The following is a 13699-nucleotide window of genomic DNA, read 5'->3' as shown; positions in this document are numbered from 1 at the left end:
ATCCACTATATTTATGACTTGATGGAACCTGCGGTACTTGTTTTCAGACGACCTTTTAGCAGCTTTACTGTAAAGGTTCGGCGAACCAGTCTTGCGTGGCGGTATCGGCATCGAAAACTTGTCCCATTAGCGGAGTCAACGGATTGACACCCAAACTGCGTGCCAGCGGGATGCTTTGGAGCAAGGGTTCGTTCCAAGCGTGCAATGCCATGGCGTAGGCGCCCCAGTGGATGGGCATGAAGCGTTTGGGAGCAAGCTGCGCGGCATAGCGGGCGGTTTGTTCGGGGAAGAGGTGGTTATTGGGCCAATGTTCGCTGTATTGCCCGTTTTCGATGAACGCGATATCGAACCCGTTGAATTTTTCGGCGATTTTGTCGAAATGGCTGCCTTGTGCCGAGTCGCCGTGAAAATAGAATTTTTCTCCGCCGTGTTCGATGACGAAGCTGGACCACAGGGCTTGGTTGTGGTCGGTCAGGGTTCGGGATGAATCGTGACGGGCAGGTAGTGCGGTGTAGCGGATGCCGTTGCGTTCGGTACTTTGCCACCAATCGAGTTCGGTAATGCGCTCTTGCGGCACGCCCCATTTTTTCAGCAGTACACCCATGCCAAGTGAGACGATAAAGTGGCTGTTGCCTTTTGAATTGAGTGCCTGCACGCTGTCTTTTTCGAGGTGGTCGTAGTGGCTGTGTGAAATCAGGATGACATCGACGGGCGGCAGTTCGTCGATTTCTGCGGGCGCAGGCTGGAAGCGTTTCATGGTGATGGGGATGGGGGAGACGGAATTGCCGAAAACGGGATCGGTAATGACGGTTTGTCCGCCGATCCGCATCAATAGGGTAGAATGCCCGAACCAGACGAAGCGGCTTTTCCCTTCGGGTGCGGCGAGGAAGGTTTGCCAATCGGGCTTGACGGTAGGCAGAGGTTTGGGCGGGCGCGTTGCCTGCGGGTCGGTCAGGATTTTCCAAAATGCGCCGGTCAGGCCGGTCGGTTTCTGCTGCGGTTCGGGGTTGAAGAAGGTTTGCGTTTTCGGGTCGTAATGGTCGCTTGCGGGGTAAACGGGATGTTGGTCGGGATAGAGCCAGTAGGCGAGCAGGGCGCAGGCAGCAGTCAAGGAAATGAGTTTTTTCTTGTGTTTCATAATTGGATTTTATGAAGAAGGTCGTCTGAAATTTTTTCAGACGACCTTGGGTTCTGTTTGAAAATGGTCTCAGTATTCATCAGATGGCGTGCGAACAGCCGGACACCATTTTTTTGAGGGCTTGCGAGTCGAGGATTTTGATATGTTTGTGTTCGACCGAAATCAAGCCTTCGTGGTGGAACTTGGACAGTGTGCGGCTGACGGTTTCCAGTTTCAGCCCCAAATAGCTGCCGATTTCTTCGCGCGACATCCGCAGAATGAAATCGTTGGCGGCAAATCCGCGCGAGTAAAGGCGTTGGGACAGGTTAAGCAAAAACGCCGCCAGACGTTCTTCGGCGCGCATATTGCCCAAAAGCAGCATCACGCCTTGGTCGCGCACGATTTCGCGGCTCATCAATCTGAAAAAATGGCTTCTCAGGCTGGGGATGTTGTGTCCCAGCTCTTCGATGTGGGTGAAGGGCAGCTCACACACTTCGCTGTCTTCCAAAGCCACCGCGTCGCAGCTGTGGACATGGGAACAAATGCCGTCCATACCGATGAGTTCGCCGGACATAAAAAAGCCGGTAACCTGATCGCGACCGTCCTGGCTGGCAACCGTGGTTTTGAAAAAACCGGCACGGATGGCAAACAGCGACGCGAAAGGCTCACCGGTGCGGAACAGATATTCACCCTTCTTCAAGCGGCGGCTCTGTCGGATGACCGCGTCCAATTGTGCAAACTCATTGGGCAAAAGCCCGACAGGCAGGCAGAGTTCACGCAGCGAACAGGAAGAACACAGGGTTTTCATCTGATGCATAGCATTGTGTGTGGTCATAAAACACCCTTAAAATTAAGGTTTTTATCCTGTCATGATTACGTAAGTTATTGACACATATCAAGACAGGTTTATCATACTGTGGCATTCTACCAAACTATCCGAAAATTGCCTAACATCATTACTCTAATCACGCACACGCCATGAAAGTAATACCGATACAAAATAATCACAATAGAAACAATGACAAACCTGAGTTTGACCGCGAACTCATTGCCAGCCTTCCTTCCAGCGGTCCGCGCTACACTTCATACCCGACAGCCGACCGATTCCATGACGGATTTCGCGAAGCCGAATATATCAATGCCTTGAATCAGCGCGGTATGGGGGCTTTGAACAAGCCCCTTTCGCTTTATATCCACATCCCCTTCTGCAACACCATTTGTTACTACTGCGGCTGCAATAAAATCATCACCAAAGACAAAAGCCGCGCCGATGCCTACATCGAATACCTTGAAAAAGAAATGGAGCTGCTCGCCCCGCATCTGGGCGGACGGCATCAGCTCGCGCAACTGCACTTCGGCGGCGGTACGCCGACTTTCTTGAGCGACGACCAAATCGAACGCGTATTCCGCATGATACGCAAACATTTCCAACTTATCCCCGGCGGCGAATACTCCATCGAAATCGACCCGCGCAAAGTCAGCCGCGAAACCGTCCTCATGCTCGGCAAGCTCGGCTTCAACCGCATGAGCGTCGGTATTCAGGACTTTGACCCCAAAGTGCAGGCAGCAGTCAACCGCATCCAAAGCTACGACGAAACCAAAGAAGTCATCGATGCCGCCCGCGAAGCCGGATTCAAATCCGTCAGCGTCGATTTGATTTACGGCCTGCCGCACCAAACCGCCGAAAGCATCAAAACCACCATCGACACTGTCTTGTCGCTCGATCCCGACCGCCTTGCCCTTTATCACTATGCCCACCTGCCGCATATCTTCAAGCCGCAACGCCGTATCGATACCGAAGCCGTTCCCGGCAGCGAAGAAAAACTCGATATGCTGCAATACTGCGTTCAAACCCTGACCGAACGCGGCTACGTCTTCATCGGTATGGACCATTTCGCCAAACCCGATGACGAACTTTCCATCGCCCTCAAAGAAGGCTTCCTCCAGCGCAACTTCCAAGGCTACTCGACCTACGCGGACTGCGATTTAGTTGCCATCGGCGTATCCTCCATCGGCAAGATCGGCAGCACCTACTCCCAAAACGAACGCGACATCGATGCCTACTATGCTGCCCTCGATGCCGGACACCTGCCCATCATGCGCGGCTACCAGCTCAATCAGGACGACCTTTTGCGCCGCAATATCATCCAAGATTTGATGTGCCGCTTCGCCTTGGATTACCGAATCTACGAAAGCGTGTTCGGTATCCCGTTCGACCGCTATTTCAAAGACGAACTTGCCGACTTGGAACAACTCGCCTCCCTCGGACTCGTCCGCCTGAAACCGCACGGACTGACCGTTACCCCCAAAGGCCGCTTCCTGATACGCAATATCGCCATGGTATTCGACTACCACCTGCGCCATAGGGAAACCAAAGCCCAATATTCGCAAACGGTGTGAAGAGGAATAGCAAAGGTCGTCTGAAAATTTTCAGACGACCTTTGTTTTTATTTTCAAGACTTTCGGGTAACATCAAACCATATTTGCCGGTTTGCCGTGATTCAAGTCAATTTGTTCTAGATGCCCCCTTATGATTACCGAACAGCAAAACGATATCCTCAGCATCAATCAAGTGCAGCTTCTCCTTGCTGAAAAACGCACGGCGCTTGCTGTCATGCGTACGGGTATTGCCGTGTTCGCGCTGCCTTTGTCTATTTTCAGTGCCTTGATTGCGACATCGAAATGGTACGAGGCTGTGGATGTTTGGCCTTTGCTTGTGTTGGTCAGTTTGATGAACATCAGTTTGATTTTTTTCTCGGTCTATCTGATAACCCGATCGCTCCGTAGAATGCACCAATACGACCGAATGATTGCCGATATCAAATACAACAATCAGTCTTTGCGTAAACTGCTTGAGTCATAAAATCCAGACGGTTGGGGTAGGGCATAGGTTGTCTGAAAATCAAATTGATTTGTTCTTAAAACGGGCTATAGTAAAATTCTTACGCGTTCTGTCGTTTATTGTCTTACGTCTTATATAAACCCTACGAGATGTACTTGTCGTGTTTGAACGGAAACGGACGCAGTCGGATTTTTGGTTCGCGCCGACCTCTTTTCACAAACGTTTTTAAAATATGGAACAACCTGATTTTTTCCCCATCCCCAGCCCCTGTATCGGCGTCTGTGAAGCCAATGCCAAAGGCTATTGCAAAGGCTGTCTGCGCAGCCGCGAAGAAAGGCTTTATTGGCAAAAAATGACCGATGATCAAAAGCATCAGGTCATGCGTCTTCTCAGTATGAGGAAAACCAAAATCCGCAACCGCCAGCTTGATGCCATGGCAGCGCCCGAAGTCGGTGTGGAGGCGCAAAGCGGGTTTTTGTTTGAGGATGAGGGATAAGGTGATGAAACATAAAAAGGACGGGTTTGCTTCCGTCCTTTTTTATTTGTCGAAAATATAGTGGATTAACTTTAAACCAGGACGGCGTTGCCTTGCCTTAGCTCAAAGAGAACGATTCTCTAAGGTGCTGAAGCACCAAGTGAATCGGTTCCGTACTATCTGCATTGTCTGCGGCTTCGTCGCCTTGTCCTGATTTAAATTTAATCCACTATAGTGGCAAATCAGATGATTTGAAGAGAATTGATGAAGACCACGATAATGGCAATCGGAGCGATGTAGCGCAACGCGCCCAGCCATAGATATAGAAGCGTTTTCGGTACGGTACTGCCCATGCCGGCATGGGTCAAAACGGACTGCCTGTCTTGAATCCAGCCGGTAAAGATGGAGATGCTTAATGCGCATAGCGGCATAATGATGGCAGTAATAATGTAGTCCCATAAATCAAAAATAGATTTATTGAAAATAAGCACATCGCTCCATACGCCAAAGGATAGGGCAGAAGGGATGCCGACAATAAAGATGGCAATGCCGATGGCCCAAGTGTGCCGGCTGCGTTTGCGTTCATCTTGGCGGATGGTTGCCGCAATGACGGTTTCCAGCATGGAAAATGCTGAAGTCAGCGTGGCAAAGACAACCAACATCATGAACACGGCAAACAGATAGTTGCCGGACGGAATTTTCATGAATACGGCAGGCAAGACCACGAAAATCAGACCGGGACCTTGGCTGGGCGTGGCACCCAACGCGAATACCGCCGGAAAGATGACTAAGCCTGCCAGCAGCGATACCAGCAGGTTCATCCACATAATGATATTGCCCGAGCGGAACATATCCTGATCTTTCCCCAAATACGAGGCGTAGGTAATCATTGCCGATACGCCGATACTCAACGCAAAGAAAGCCTGACCCAGCGCGGTCAGCATCGTTTCCGATTTGATTTTCGACCAATCCGGTTTCAATAAAAAACTGACGCCTTCCATCGCGCCGGGCAAGGTCAGCGAGCGGATGGCCAAAACGATAAACAAAATAAACAAAGCAGGCATCAGATAGCGGTTTGCTTTTTCAATGCCGTCAGAGATTCCGCCTTTGACTACCCAAATGGTAATCAGCATGAACAGCCCCTGATAAAGAATCGAGCTTGTCGGATTGGAAATTGTTTTTTCGAATAGGGCGCCAAAATCAACGTTCGGGGCAATTTCGCCGGTGAAGCTGTGTACGACATAATTCAAAACCCAGCCGCCGACTACGCTGTAAAACGACAATAAAATGAAGCACGCCGCCACACCGATCCTGCCGACCCAAGGCCAAAGCGAGCCGGGACGCAGGGTTTTGAACGAATCGATGGCGTTTTTACCGCCTGTGCGCCCGATATAAAACTCGGCAAGCTGTACCGGCAACGCCACGATAATCGTGAAGATGACAAACAGAAGGACAAAAATTGCCCCGCCGTTCGTACCGGCGGTATAAGGGAATTTCCAAATCGCACCCAAACCGATGGCAGAGCCTGCCGCGGCAAGGACGAAACCGATTTTGGAAGACCAAGAGGATGAATGACTCATAGCGGGATATGTCGAGAAATAAAATTGGCTGAATTGTAACAAAGCGTAGTCGGGGATAATACTGGATGGCGGACGCGGCGGAAAATAACGCATGGATGGTGCGTAGAACGATAAGCTTTTGGCGTGAATTTTTTAAATGGCTATGATTTGAGAAATGATTTAAATTAAAATGTGTAAAAAAAGATATTTTATGCCAAAAATTGAGAGAGGTCGTCTGAAAACCGGTTCAGACGACCTCTTGTTTGTGCGGACAGCGTGAACATTTCAGCCTGACTTCGCCATACAGTTACAGCAGCCTAATATCCTGCGGGGTTGGCGTGGAAGTCAGAACCAAACCACGCCGGTTCTGAATTTCCATCAGGCCGCTATAAAATTACCGGTTGCGTTACGGCATCGTAGTGCTGCACGTTTTCCGTATCGGCGGTGTAGCTAAAGCTGCCGACTCCGTTGTTGACCGTTTCAAATCCGCCGGTTTGACCGCTTGCCGACAGTTTGTCCAGCAGGGTTTCTACGGTAAATGTCCCTTCGTCAAATCGGAATTCTCCGACAGAAGCGGTGTTGCTGCCTTTGAGATATTGGTTGTCGATGGTGATTTTACCGCCTGAATTGGCAATGGTGATTTCCCAATCGATTGAACCGTTTGCGTCGGTGCTTGCATGGATATGCAAATCCTTGACGGCGATGCCTTGTCCGAATTGGAGGGCGTTGTTGCCGTGATTGTCGGAAATGGTGTCGTGTCCCTCTCCGAAGCAGAAGACATAGGTATCATTCCCTGCGCCGCCATACAGGATATCGTCGTCTAAACCGCCAAACAGTAAGTCGTCGCCTGAGCCGCCATACAGGACGTCTTTGCCTGCCTCGCCATAAAAGACATCGTTGTTTTCGCCGCCGAACAACGTATCATTGCCCGCCCCACCATTGAGATGGTCGTCTCCGCCGTTGCCGAAAATCACATCGTTTCCCGAATCTCCATTGACGGTATCTCTGCCGTCGCCGCCTCTGACGATATCGTTGCCATCGCCGCCACTGATGAAGTTGGTTCCACCGCTGACGAATACGGTATCGTTGCCGCCGCCGGCATAAATGCTGTCATCGCCGCTTTTGCCGTCAATATGGTCTATGCCGTCTGTGCCTTTGATGCTGTCGCTGCCTGCCGTGCCTGTAATATAGGTAACGCTGACGGATTTGAAGCCGGTGGTTTCGTTGGCGTAATAATAATTTTGATCGGGAATATTGCTGAGTTCCTGACGGGTAATGGAGGTAACTTTTTCCGGATGATCAACGGCGGACGGGGCAGAAACCGCCGCATTTCCGATGATGTTGTTGCCGGATAGGGCGATGCCTTTGCCGTTTGAAATCGGCAATGTTTTAGTGATGGCTGTGTCGGACAGGTTGTCGGCGATGATGTTGTTTTCGACTTTGACGTTTTTGATTGCGCCATGCTCTTCTTCAAAGTCGATAGAGCCTTTTTCGCGTCCGTATGTGTCGGTTCGGGTGCCGTTGCCGATTAACAGATTGTCCCGAACCGAAATACCTTTTTTGTTCAGGTCAAAATTGTGTCCTTGGAAAACGGTGTTGAGGCGTATGCCCGACCATGCGGCATTGTCGCGAATCAGGTTGCCGGCTACTTCATGTCCGGCGCCGCCGAAGATGCCGATACCTGCCGCGCGCCAGCCGAGTTCGACGGTGTTGTTCAGGAAACGGTTGTTTTCGGCTACTTTGGATTCTGTTTGGTCTGCAATGCTCGACCATGTCGCCAGACCGTCGTCGCCGTTGCCTCGGATGTTGGAATTGATGACGGTCGAATGGCTGGTTCCCTGCGCAAAATTAATGCCGTCTGCGAGATTGTTCCGGATGAGGGCGTTGGAGACGGTCAGTCCGTCTGTGTAGTGCAGTGGGTGTTCATTGTCCACTTTGGCGTAATCGCCGGTCCAGATGCCTACTTCAAAATGCTCAATGGCGATGTCGTGGATGGACGAGCCTTTGCCCAAAATGCCGGAAATGCCTTTGTAGTTGGCTTGTTGGTGGAAACGGGATGCCAAATTTGAATCCATCGACAGATTGCCGAAATCAATATTGTTGCTGCCGTGTTCAAACACGATGCCGCCGCCTTTTTTCACTGTACCGTTTTCAAAAACGGGCGGTTCCTCGCTCGTGAAATGCAGTTTGGTATGCCACCTGCCGGCGCCGCCGATGCTGATTCCTTTAGGGACATAGATGTGGAGCTGGTGGTCGAAATCAAACTGCCCTTCGGGAATGTAAACGGATTTTCCGGAGGTTTTTGCCGATTCGATTGCCGCCGTCAAGGCTTTCGAATCATCGATTCCGTCGTTTGCTTTTGCGCCGAAATCGGTAATGCTGACGCTGTTTGCGGGCTGTTTGATCGCGGAAGGGGCTTTTTCCAATTCAACGAAGTCGATACCGACCGGGGTGTTGCCTGATTGGTTGACGATGGTGACGATGTCGCCGCTTTGGATGGATGTATTTTTCAACAGCGTCCCCACTTCGTCGAACTGGAAGCGGGCGACACGGTCGGCAGCAGGCGTATCGTGGATTTTGATGTCTTCGCCTTTGTGGTGTTCATAATTTTCCAAATACTGCCAGTTGTGTTTTGATGATAAATCGAGGTTGGCTGCGGGTTTGCCGTTTACTTGGATTTCAACTTTGCCGGTTGCCCCGTCGGGAACGGTATAGCGGAGGGTGGCGGCATCCGCATCCGCTTTTGCTGTAAACGAAACGGCGGCATTGGCCGGCAGGTCAACGTAAGACTGTTTGCTGGCTTCGTGGGCAGTAGAGTGTGTGGAAGCGGCTTTTTTGACTGTTGCACCTGCTGAGAGTGTACCCTGGTCGGCTTCATAAGTCGTGTATGCGGCTTTGGCACCGTAGCGGGAGGGATCGTAGGTAACAGTTTCTGACATTAATATGTTCCTTTTGAAATGGTCTGTCATTTTGAACGGTAAAACATAATAGGCAATGCAACCGCTGAAAAGTTCTATGTCGATTTAAAAGGAAACGTCGTCTGAAAGGGGGTATCGTTCAGAAGGGATGTAGATGATGTGTCCTGTTTTTATTCGGGAAACCGTTGCACTTCAAATACGAAGGTACAGGGCTTTCATGACGGCTCGTCTGAATCAAACAAGCCTCGGCACGCATACAGCAGCCCGCCCGCCAATACGGACAGGCCCACCGCCGCCCAGTACGCATCGGCATAGCCAACCGACTTTGCCAGCCGCAGGGCGGCGAAACCGGCCGCGTAACTGCCGAGCAGGACGACGGAAAATTGCAGGCTGCTGTCGAGTGCGGCGGTGGCGCGGTCGGATTTGTCCATCACCAACGCCAGTATCACCGGCAGCAGCAGCGTGTAGCTCAGGCTCAGGGAGATGATTTGCGCGGGCGGCAGCCAAGGGTGGACGCGGGCGAGCGCGTCGATGGCGGTCATGGACGCCAAAAGCGGCAGTTGCAGCGCGTAGAGCAGGAACACGAGTTTGCGGCGCGGATAATTGCGCGAAAACCAGCCCGACAGCGGCGTTACAATCAGGCAGGCAACAGGAATACCCACCGCCAGAATCCCGCCCGTCTGCTTCGGGGTAAAGCCCAAATCCGCCAGCTTGGGCACAAAAGTCGCCGCCGCAAACGCATACGGCGCGGCAACGGCAAACAGCAAAACCAGCCACCGCCAGCCCGTTTCAGGCCGCCGCCAAAAGGAGACCAGCCGCGCCGCCAACGCCGTCAAACCGCCTTGCGCCGTTGGGCTTTCCGGCTCGCGGTAGCACAAGAGTTGCAGCAGCATCAGCAGGGTGAACGCCAGCATAAAGCCCGCCGCCGCCGTCTGCCCGTATTCCTGATACAGCCACAACACCAGCGCGCCGCCGATCATCTTGCCGCCGCGCGCCGCCATCGTCTGAATCACGCCGCCGAAACCGCGTTCGCGGTGCGGCAGGACGATGCACGACAAGCCTAACATTGCGCAGCCGTACACCGCCGACATTGCCGAGAGCAGTACGCAGCAGGTCAAAAGCAGCGGGAAGTTCTGCGTGATGTCGGTACAGGCCATCAGCCCGAACACTGCCGAAAGCCCCAGCGTCGCCGCCAGCAGCCAGCCGCGAAACCGCCCGAACCGCCCCGCCGGCCGCCGCTCCATCAGCGCGGCAAACAACACCTTCGCCGCTTCGATACCGCCGATTAAATGTATCCAGCTCAGTTGGTTCAGGCTGTAACCGTGGTTTTTCAAAATGGCGACCAGCGCGACCAGATAAAAACCGGTCAGCGTGAATTTGTAGGTGCTGCCGCCGATAAGCAGCAGCCAGTCGCGCGGGGCGGGGGGTGTCGGGGTTTGTTGGGACATGGATGGCTCCCTATTGCGAGTGTACGGGAATGATGTGGGTGCGGTAGGTCGTCTGAAAAACGGTTCAGACGACCTACGGCTTTTCTGTTTTACATTTTCAAGTAGTTTTTCAGACGACTTTCGGGGGCTGTCTGAAATGGAAAAAAGCAGCCCCTTTTTATCCTTTCATCACCCGAAACGTCAGATTAATCCGCGGCTCTTGGATGCGGGTGCTTTTCAGGATGGTGTGCAGCCAGTGTTTCTGCGTTTCGCCGTGCATGACGATGAGCTGGCCGTGTTCCAGCCACATTTCGCGTTTTTCCTTACTTTCTTTGTGTTTGAAGGCGAATTTGCGCGTTGCGCCGAGGCTGAGGGAGGCGATGGCACTGTTTTTGACCAGCCCCTGCCCTTCGTCGCTGTGCCACGCCATGCCTTCGTTGCCGTTGTTGTAGCGGTTGAGCAGGCAGGAGTTGAAGCGGGTGGGGCAGATGTCGGCGATGGCGGCTTCCACGCGGTTTTTGAGTTCGGGCAAGACGCCATCCCACGGCAGGGCGATGCGGTTTGCGCCGGAATAGCCGTAGTTGTAGGACGTGTCTCCGTACCACGCGACTTCGCGGGCAGTGATGATGTGCTTGCCGTATATCACGGCTTCGTCGTGCCGCCAGGGAATATCACGCTGCAAAATTTCAAAATAACGGTCAGCTTCGGCAACGGTGAGAATCCGTCCGAAATTGCTGACGATGCCGTCGTAGGGAAGCAGGTTGGCGTGCGGGTTGGCGGTTTCGGGGAAGAGGTCAAACGTCATCAGTGTCTCCCAATTCGTGCGCCAATATCGCCATTTTGCGCCCGCGTTGCCAGCGGTAGCCGCCGATGATGCCGCTTTCGCGGATGACGCGATGGCAGGGGATGAGTAATGCAACGGGATTCTGCCCGATGGCCGTCCCAACGGCTCGCGCGGCGTTGGGCGAGCCGACGGCCTGCGCCACTGTGCCGTAGCTTTGCAGGCTGCCTGCGGGAATATCGAGCAGTGCCTGCCAGACTTTGAGCTGGAAGGGTGTGCCTTTGATGTGCAGGGTAATGCGGCCGCACCGGGTGCGGAAGATGTCGGCGGCTTGGCGGTGGAATGCCGTTTCCTGCCCGATTAGGCGGGCGTTCGGATATTCGGCGCGCAATTCGTCCAGTGCGGCGGAAGGGGCGTCTGAAAAACGCATGAAGCAGATGCCTTTGTCTGTTGCTGCTGCCAACAGGTCGCCAAAGGGGCCGGGAATCAGGCTGTAATGGATTTGCAGGCCTGCGCCACCGTTTTTGTATTCACCCGGAGTCATTTTTTCGATGCCGACAAATAAGTCGTGCAGCCGCCCCGTGCCGCTCAGTCCGCCGCAATGCGCCGCTTTCGCTGTTTTTCAGGGCTTCTTTGGCACGGCTGATACTGATGTGTTGCAGCATTTTTTTCGGGCTGATGCCCGCCCATGCGGAAAATTCGCGCTGCAAATGTTCGGGACTGACGTGCACTGCCGCCGCCACCTGCGCCAAATCGGGATGCTCGGCGGCATGGTCGTAAAGGTATTCTATGGCGCGGGCAATGCGGAGGAATTGGCGGGTTTGATTTAAGTTCATAAATTATCCTGTCGTTGTATGGGATAGGATAGCCTGAAAGCCGACAAGAAACGACCCGATTGTTGATGGAAAGATTGTTTGTCTGTCTGAAATTCATCAATAATCGGGTCGTCTTTATATCGCGGCTTCCTTAAACTTGCATCGTCTTTAACCGCACATGTAAGGAAAAATCATGTCAAACCTGTTGAATTTGAACAACAAAACCGCCGCCGTTATCGGCGCGTCGTCGGGTATCGGTCGCGCGGTTGCACTGCTGTTGGCGGAGCACGGCGCAAACGTTGTCTTATGCGCCCGCCGTGCCGACAAACTGGAGGAAACCGCAGCCCTGATTCGCTCGCGCGGCGGACGGGCTGTTGCTGTTGCAGGCGACGCGGTGCTGCCTGAAACGCATGAAGCCGTCGTCCGCACGGCAGAACGAGAGTTCGGTGGCCTAGATATTGCCGTCAACAATGCAGGCATTATCGGTGCATACAAACCTTTGGCCGACATCTCGCCCGACGAATGGCGCGATACGTTGGACGGTAACCTAACCGCTGCCTTTCTCGGCGCGCGCAGCCAAATTCCCCTTATGCTCGCACGCGGTGGTGGCGCGATTGTGTTCACGTCCAGCTTTGTCGGCACCAGTTGCGCCCTGCCGAACAAAACCGCCTACGGCTGCGCCAAAGCCGCACTTTCCGCGCTGGCAAAAGGCATTACCGCCGACTATGCAGCCCAAGGTATCCGCGCCAATGCCCTGCTTCCCGGCGGTACGGATACGGAAATGATGACTACCGACCCGCAGCAGCGGGCATGGGCGGAAGGGTTGCATGCGGTCAAACGCATCGCCCGACCCGAAGAAATTGCCGCCGCGATTTTGTTCCTTATTAGCCCGATGGGCAGCTTTGTAACGGGTACGGCGTTGTTTGCGGACGGCGGAAATTCGGCGGTGAAGTAAGAGACCGCCTGAAGATTACACGCTTCGGCTCAAATCTGCCAAAAACGCCTGCCGCTGTTCGTCGGTGGATTTGTCCATATTGCCGAAGTTGAGCCAACGGCGTTTGGCGATACCGATGCCTTTGAGCGTGTGTCCCACCATCGCTTTGCCGATGCCGTTGCCGCCAAACCATTTCAGATACCATGTGGGGGCGGTGGACGTGCTGATGACCAGTGCTTCTTTGATGTGGGATAGGTTGCCTTTCAAGCCTGTGGGGGTCGGGACGTAGGCGAATGTTTTCAGGAAAACTTTGTCTTCAAATCCTTTGACGATGGCGGGCATATCCGCCCACCAGATCGGAAAGATGAAAATCAGGCGGTTGGTGGTTTTCAAGAGTTCTTGATAATGTAAAACCAGCGGGTCAAGGGCTTTGCCTTGGTTGAACAGGGCAAGCTCTTCTTTGGTGTAGGCGGGGTTAAAGCCGTCTGCGTATAAGTCGATCAGTCGGTATTTTTCGCCTTTTTCGTCCAATAGTTGCTGCACACGCCGCAAAATGCCGTGATTGAAGCTTTGATCGTACGGATGGGCATAAATGATTGTGGTAAATGACATTTTTGTACTCCTGAAAGTCAGTTGCCGAGTGTTCCCATGCTATCAAACGAATGTCGGTCTGCTCAAATCTGTATCGGGTAGGCAAAGTTGGATGATATAGTGGATTAACTTTAAACCAGTACGGCGTTGCCTCGCCTTAGCTCAAAGAGAACGATTCTCTAAGGTGCTGAAGCACCAAGTGAATCGGTTCCGTACTATCTGTACTGTCTGCGGCTTCGT

At 53.0% G+C, this 13699-nt stretch carries 13 protein-coding genes; 4 read left to right on the top strand and 9 right to left on the bottom strand.

Annotation, left to right across the window (positions count from 1 at the left end):
* Positions 1 to 64 precede the first annotated feature (64 nt).
* A complete protein-coding gene (locus AAG834_RS01285) occupies positions 65 to 1138 on the bottom strand; it encodes an MBL fold metallo-hydrolase (protein WP_342031021.1) in 1074 nt (357 codons plus the stop codon).
* A 79-nt stretch (positions 1139 to 1217) separates the two neighbouring features.
* Positions 1218 to 1952, bottom strand: coding sequence for a fumarate/nitrate reduction transcriptional regulator Fnr (gene fnr, locus AAG834_RS01280; RefSeq protein ID WP_009311137.1), 735 nt, complete (start codon positions 1950 to 1952; stop codon positions 1218 to 1220).
* Between the two features lie 143 nt (positions 1953 to 2095).
* On the opposite strand from fnr, the gene hemN reads away from it, so the two are divergent.
* The 3 genes from hemN to AAG834_RS01265 all read left to right on the top strand — a co-directional run bounded on the left by hemN (position 2096) and on the right by AAG834_RS01265 (position 4455).
* Positions 2096 to 3517 carry an oxygen-independent coproporphyrinogen III oxidase gene (hemN, locus tag AAG834_RS01275; RefSeq protein WP_003762539.1) on the top strand — a complete coding sequence of 474 codons (1422 nt, stop codon included), beginning with the start codon at positions 2096 to 2098 and terminating at the stop codon, positions 3515 to 3517.
* A 130-nt stretch (positions 3518 to 3647) separates the two neighbouring features.
* Positions 3648 to 3980, top strand: coding sequence for a hypothetical protein (locus AAG834_RS01270; protein ID WP_003776702.1), 333 nt, complete (start codon positions 3648 to 3650; stop codon positions 3978 to 3980).
* A gap of 211 nt (positions 3981 to 4191) precedes the next feature.
* Positions 4192 to 4455, top strand: a complete 264-nt coding sequence (locus AAG834_RS01265; protein ID WP_003761976.1) for a DUF1289 domain-containing protein — start codon at positions 4192 to 4194, stop codon at positions 4453 to 4455.
* A gap of 221 nt (positions 4456 to 4676) precedes the next feature.
* Here AAG834_RS01265 and AAG834_RS01260 read toward each other — a convergent pair whose 3' ends face one another.
* The 6 genes from AAG834_RS01260 to AAG834_RS01235 form a co-directional block, all read right to left on the bottom strand.
* On the bottom strand, positions 4677 to 6014 hold the full coding sequence (locus tag AAG834_RS01260) for a sodium-dependent transporter (protein ID WP_036492995.1): 1338 nt from the start codon (positions 6012 to 6014) through the stop codon (positions 4677 to 4679).
* 365 nt (positions 6015 to 6379) lie between these two features.
* A complete protein-coding gene (locus tag AAG834_RS01255) occupies positions 6380 to 8932 on the bottom strand; it encodes a calcium-binding protein (RefSeq protein WP_003768355.1) in 2553 nt (850 codons plus the stop codon).
* Positions 8933 to 9126: 194 nt separating this feature from the next.
* The gene (locus tag AAG834_RS01250) at positions 9127 to 10359 is read right to left on the bottom strand and encodes an MFS transporter (RefSeq protein WP_342031020.1); all 1233 of its coding nucleotides are present in this window, start codon (positions 10357 to 10359) and stop codon (positions 9127 to 9129) included.
* A 157-nt stretch (positions 10360 to 10516) separates the two neighbouring features.
* Complete coding sequence (locus tag AAG834_RS01245; protein WP_342031019.1) at positions 10517 to 11143, bottom strand: alpha-ketoglutarate-dependent dioxygenase AlkB family protein; 627 nt, start codon at positions 11141 to 11143, stop codon at positions 10517 to 10519.
* Complete coding sequence (locus AAG834_RS01240) at positions 11133 to 11663, bottom strand: methylated-DNA--[protein]-cysteine S-methyltransferase (protein WP_342031018.1); 531 nt, start codon at positions 11661 to 11663, stop codon at positions 11133 to 11135. Before AAG834_RS01240 ends, AAG834_RS01245 begins: the two co-directional genes overlap by 11 nt.
* Positions 11650 to 11955 (bottom strand): hypothetical protein, encoded by a 306-nt coding sequence (locus AAG834_RS01235; RefSeq protein WP_342031017.1) that lies wholly within the window; start codon positions 11953 to 11955, stop codon positions 11650 to 11652. Before AAG834_RS01235 ends, AAG834_RS01240 begins: the two co-directional genes overlap by 14 nt.
* 172 nt (positions 11956 to 12127) lie before the next feature.
* On the opposite strand from AAG834_RS01235, the gene AAG834_RS01230 reads away from it, so the two are divergent.
* Positions 12128 to 12889 (top strand): SDR family oxidoreductase, encoded by a 762-nt coding sequence (locus AAG834_RS01230; RefSeq protein ID WP_342031016.1) that lies wholly within the window; start codon positions 12128 to 12130, stop codon positions 12887 to 12889.
* A 15-nt stretch (positions 12890 to 12904) separates the two neighbouring features.
* Here AAG834_RS01230 and AAG834_RS01225 read toward each other — a convergent pair whose 3' ends face one another.
* The gene (locus tag AAG834_RS01225) at positions 12905 to 13480 is read right to left on the bottom strand and encodes an NAD(P)H-dependent oxidoreductase (protein WP_342031015.1); all 576 of its coding nucleotides are present in this window, start codon (positions 13478 to 13480) and stop codon (positions 12905 to 12907) included.
* Between the last annotated feature and the right edge of the window lie 219 nt (positions 13481 to 13699).

The sequence above is a fragment of the Neisseria sp. Marseille-Q2251 genome, assembly GCF_940793045.1.
Taxonomy (GTDB): domain Bacteria; phylum Pseudomonadota; class Gammaproteobacteria; order Burkholderiales; family Neisseriaceae; genus Neisseria.
This window is presented reverse-complemented; position numbering and strand designations above follow the sequence as displayed.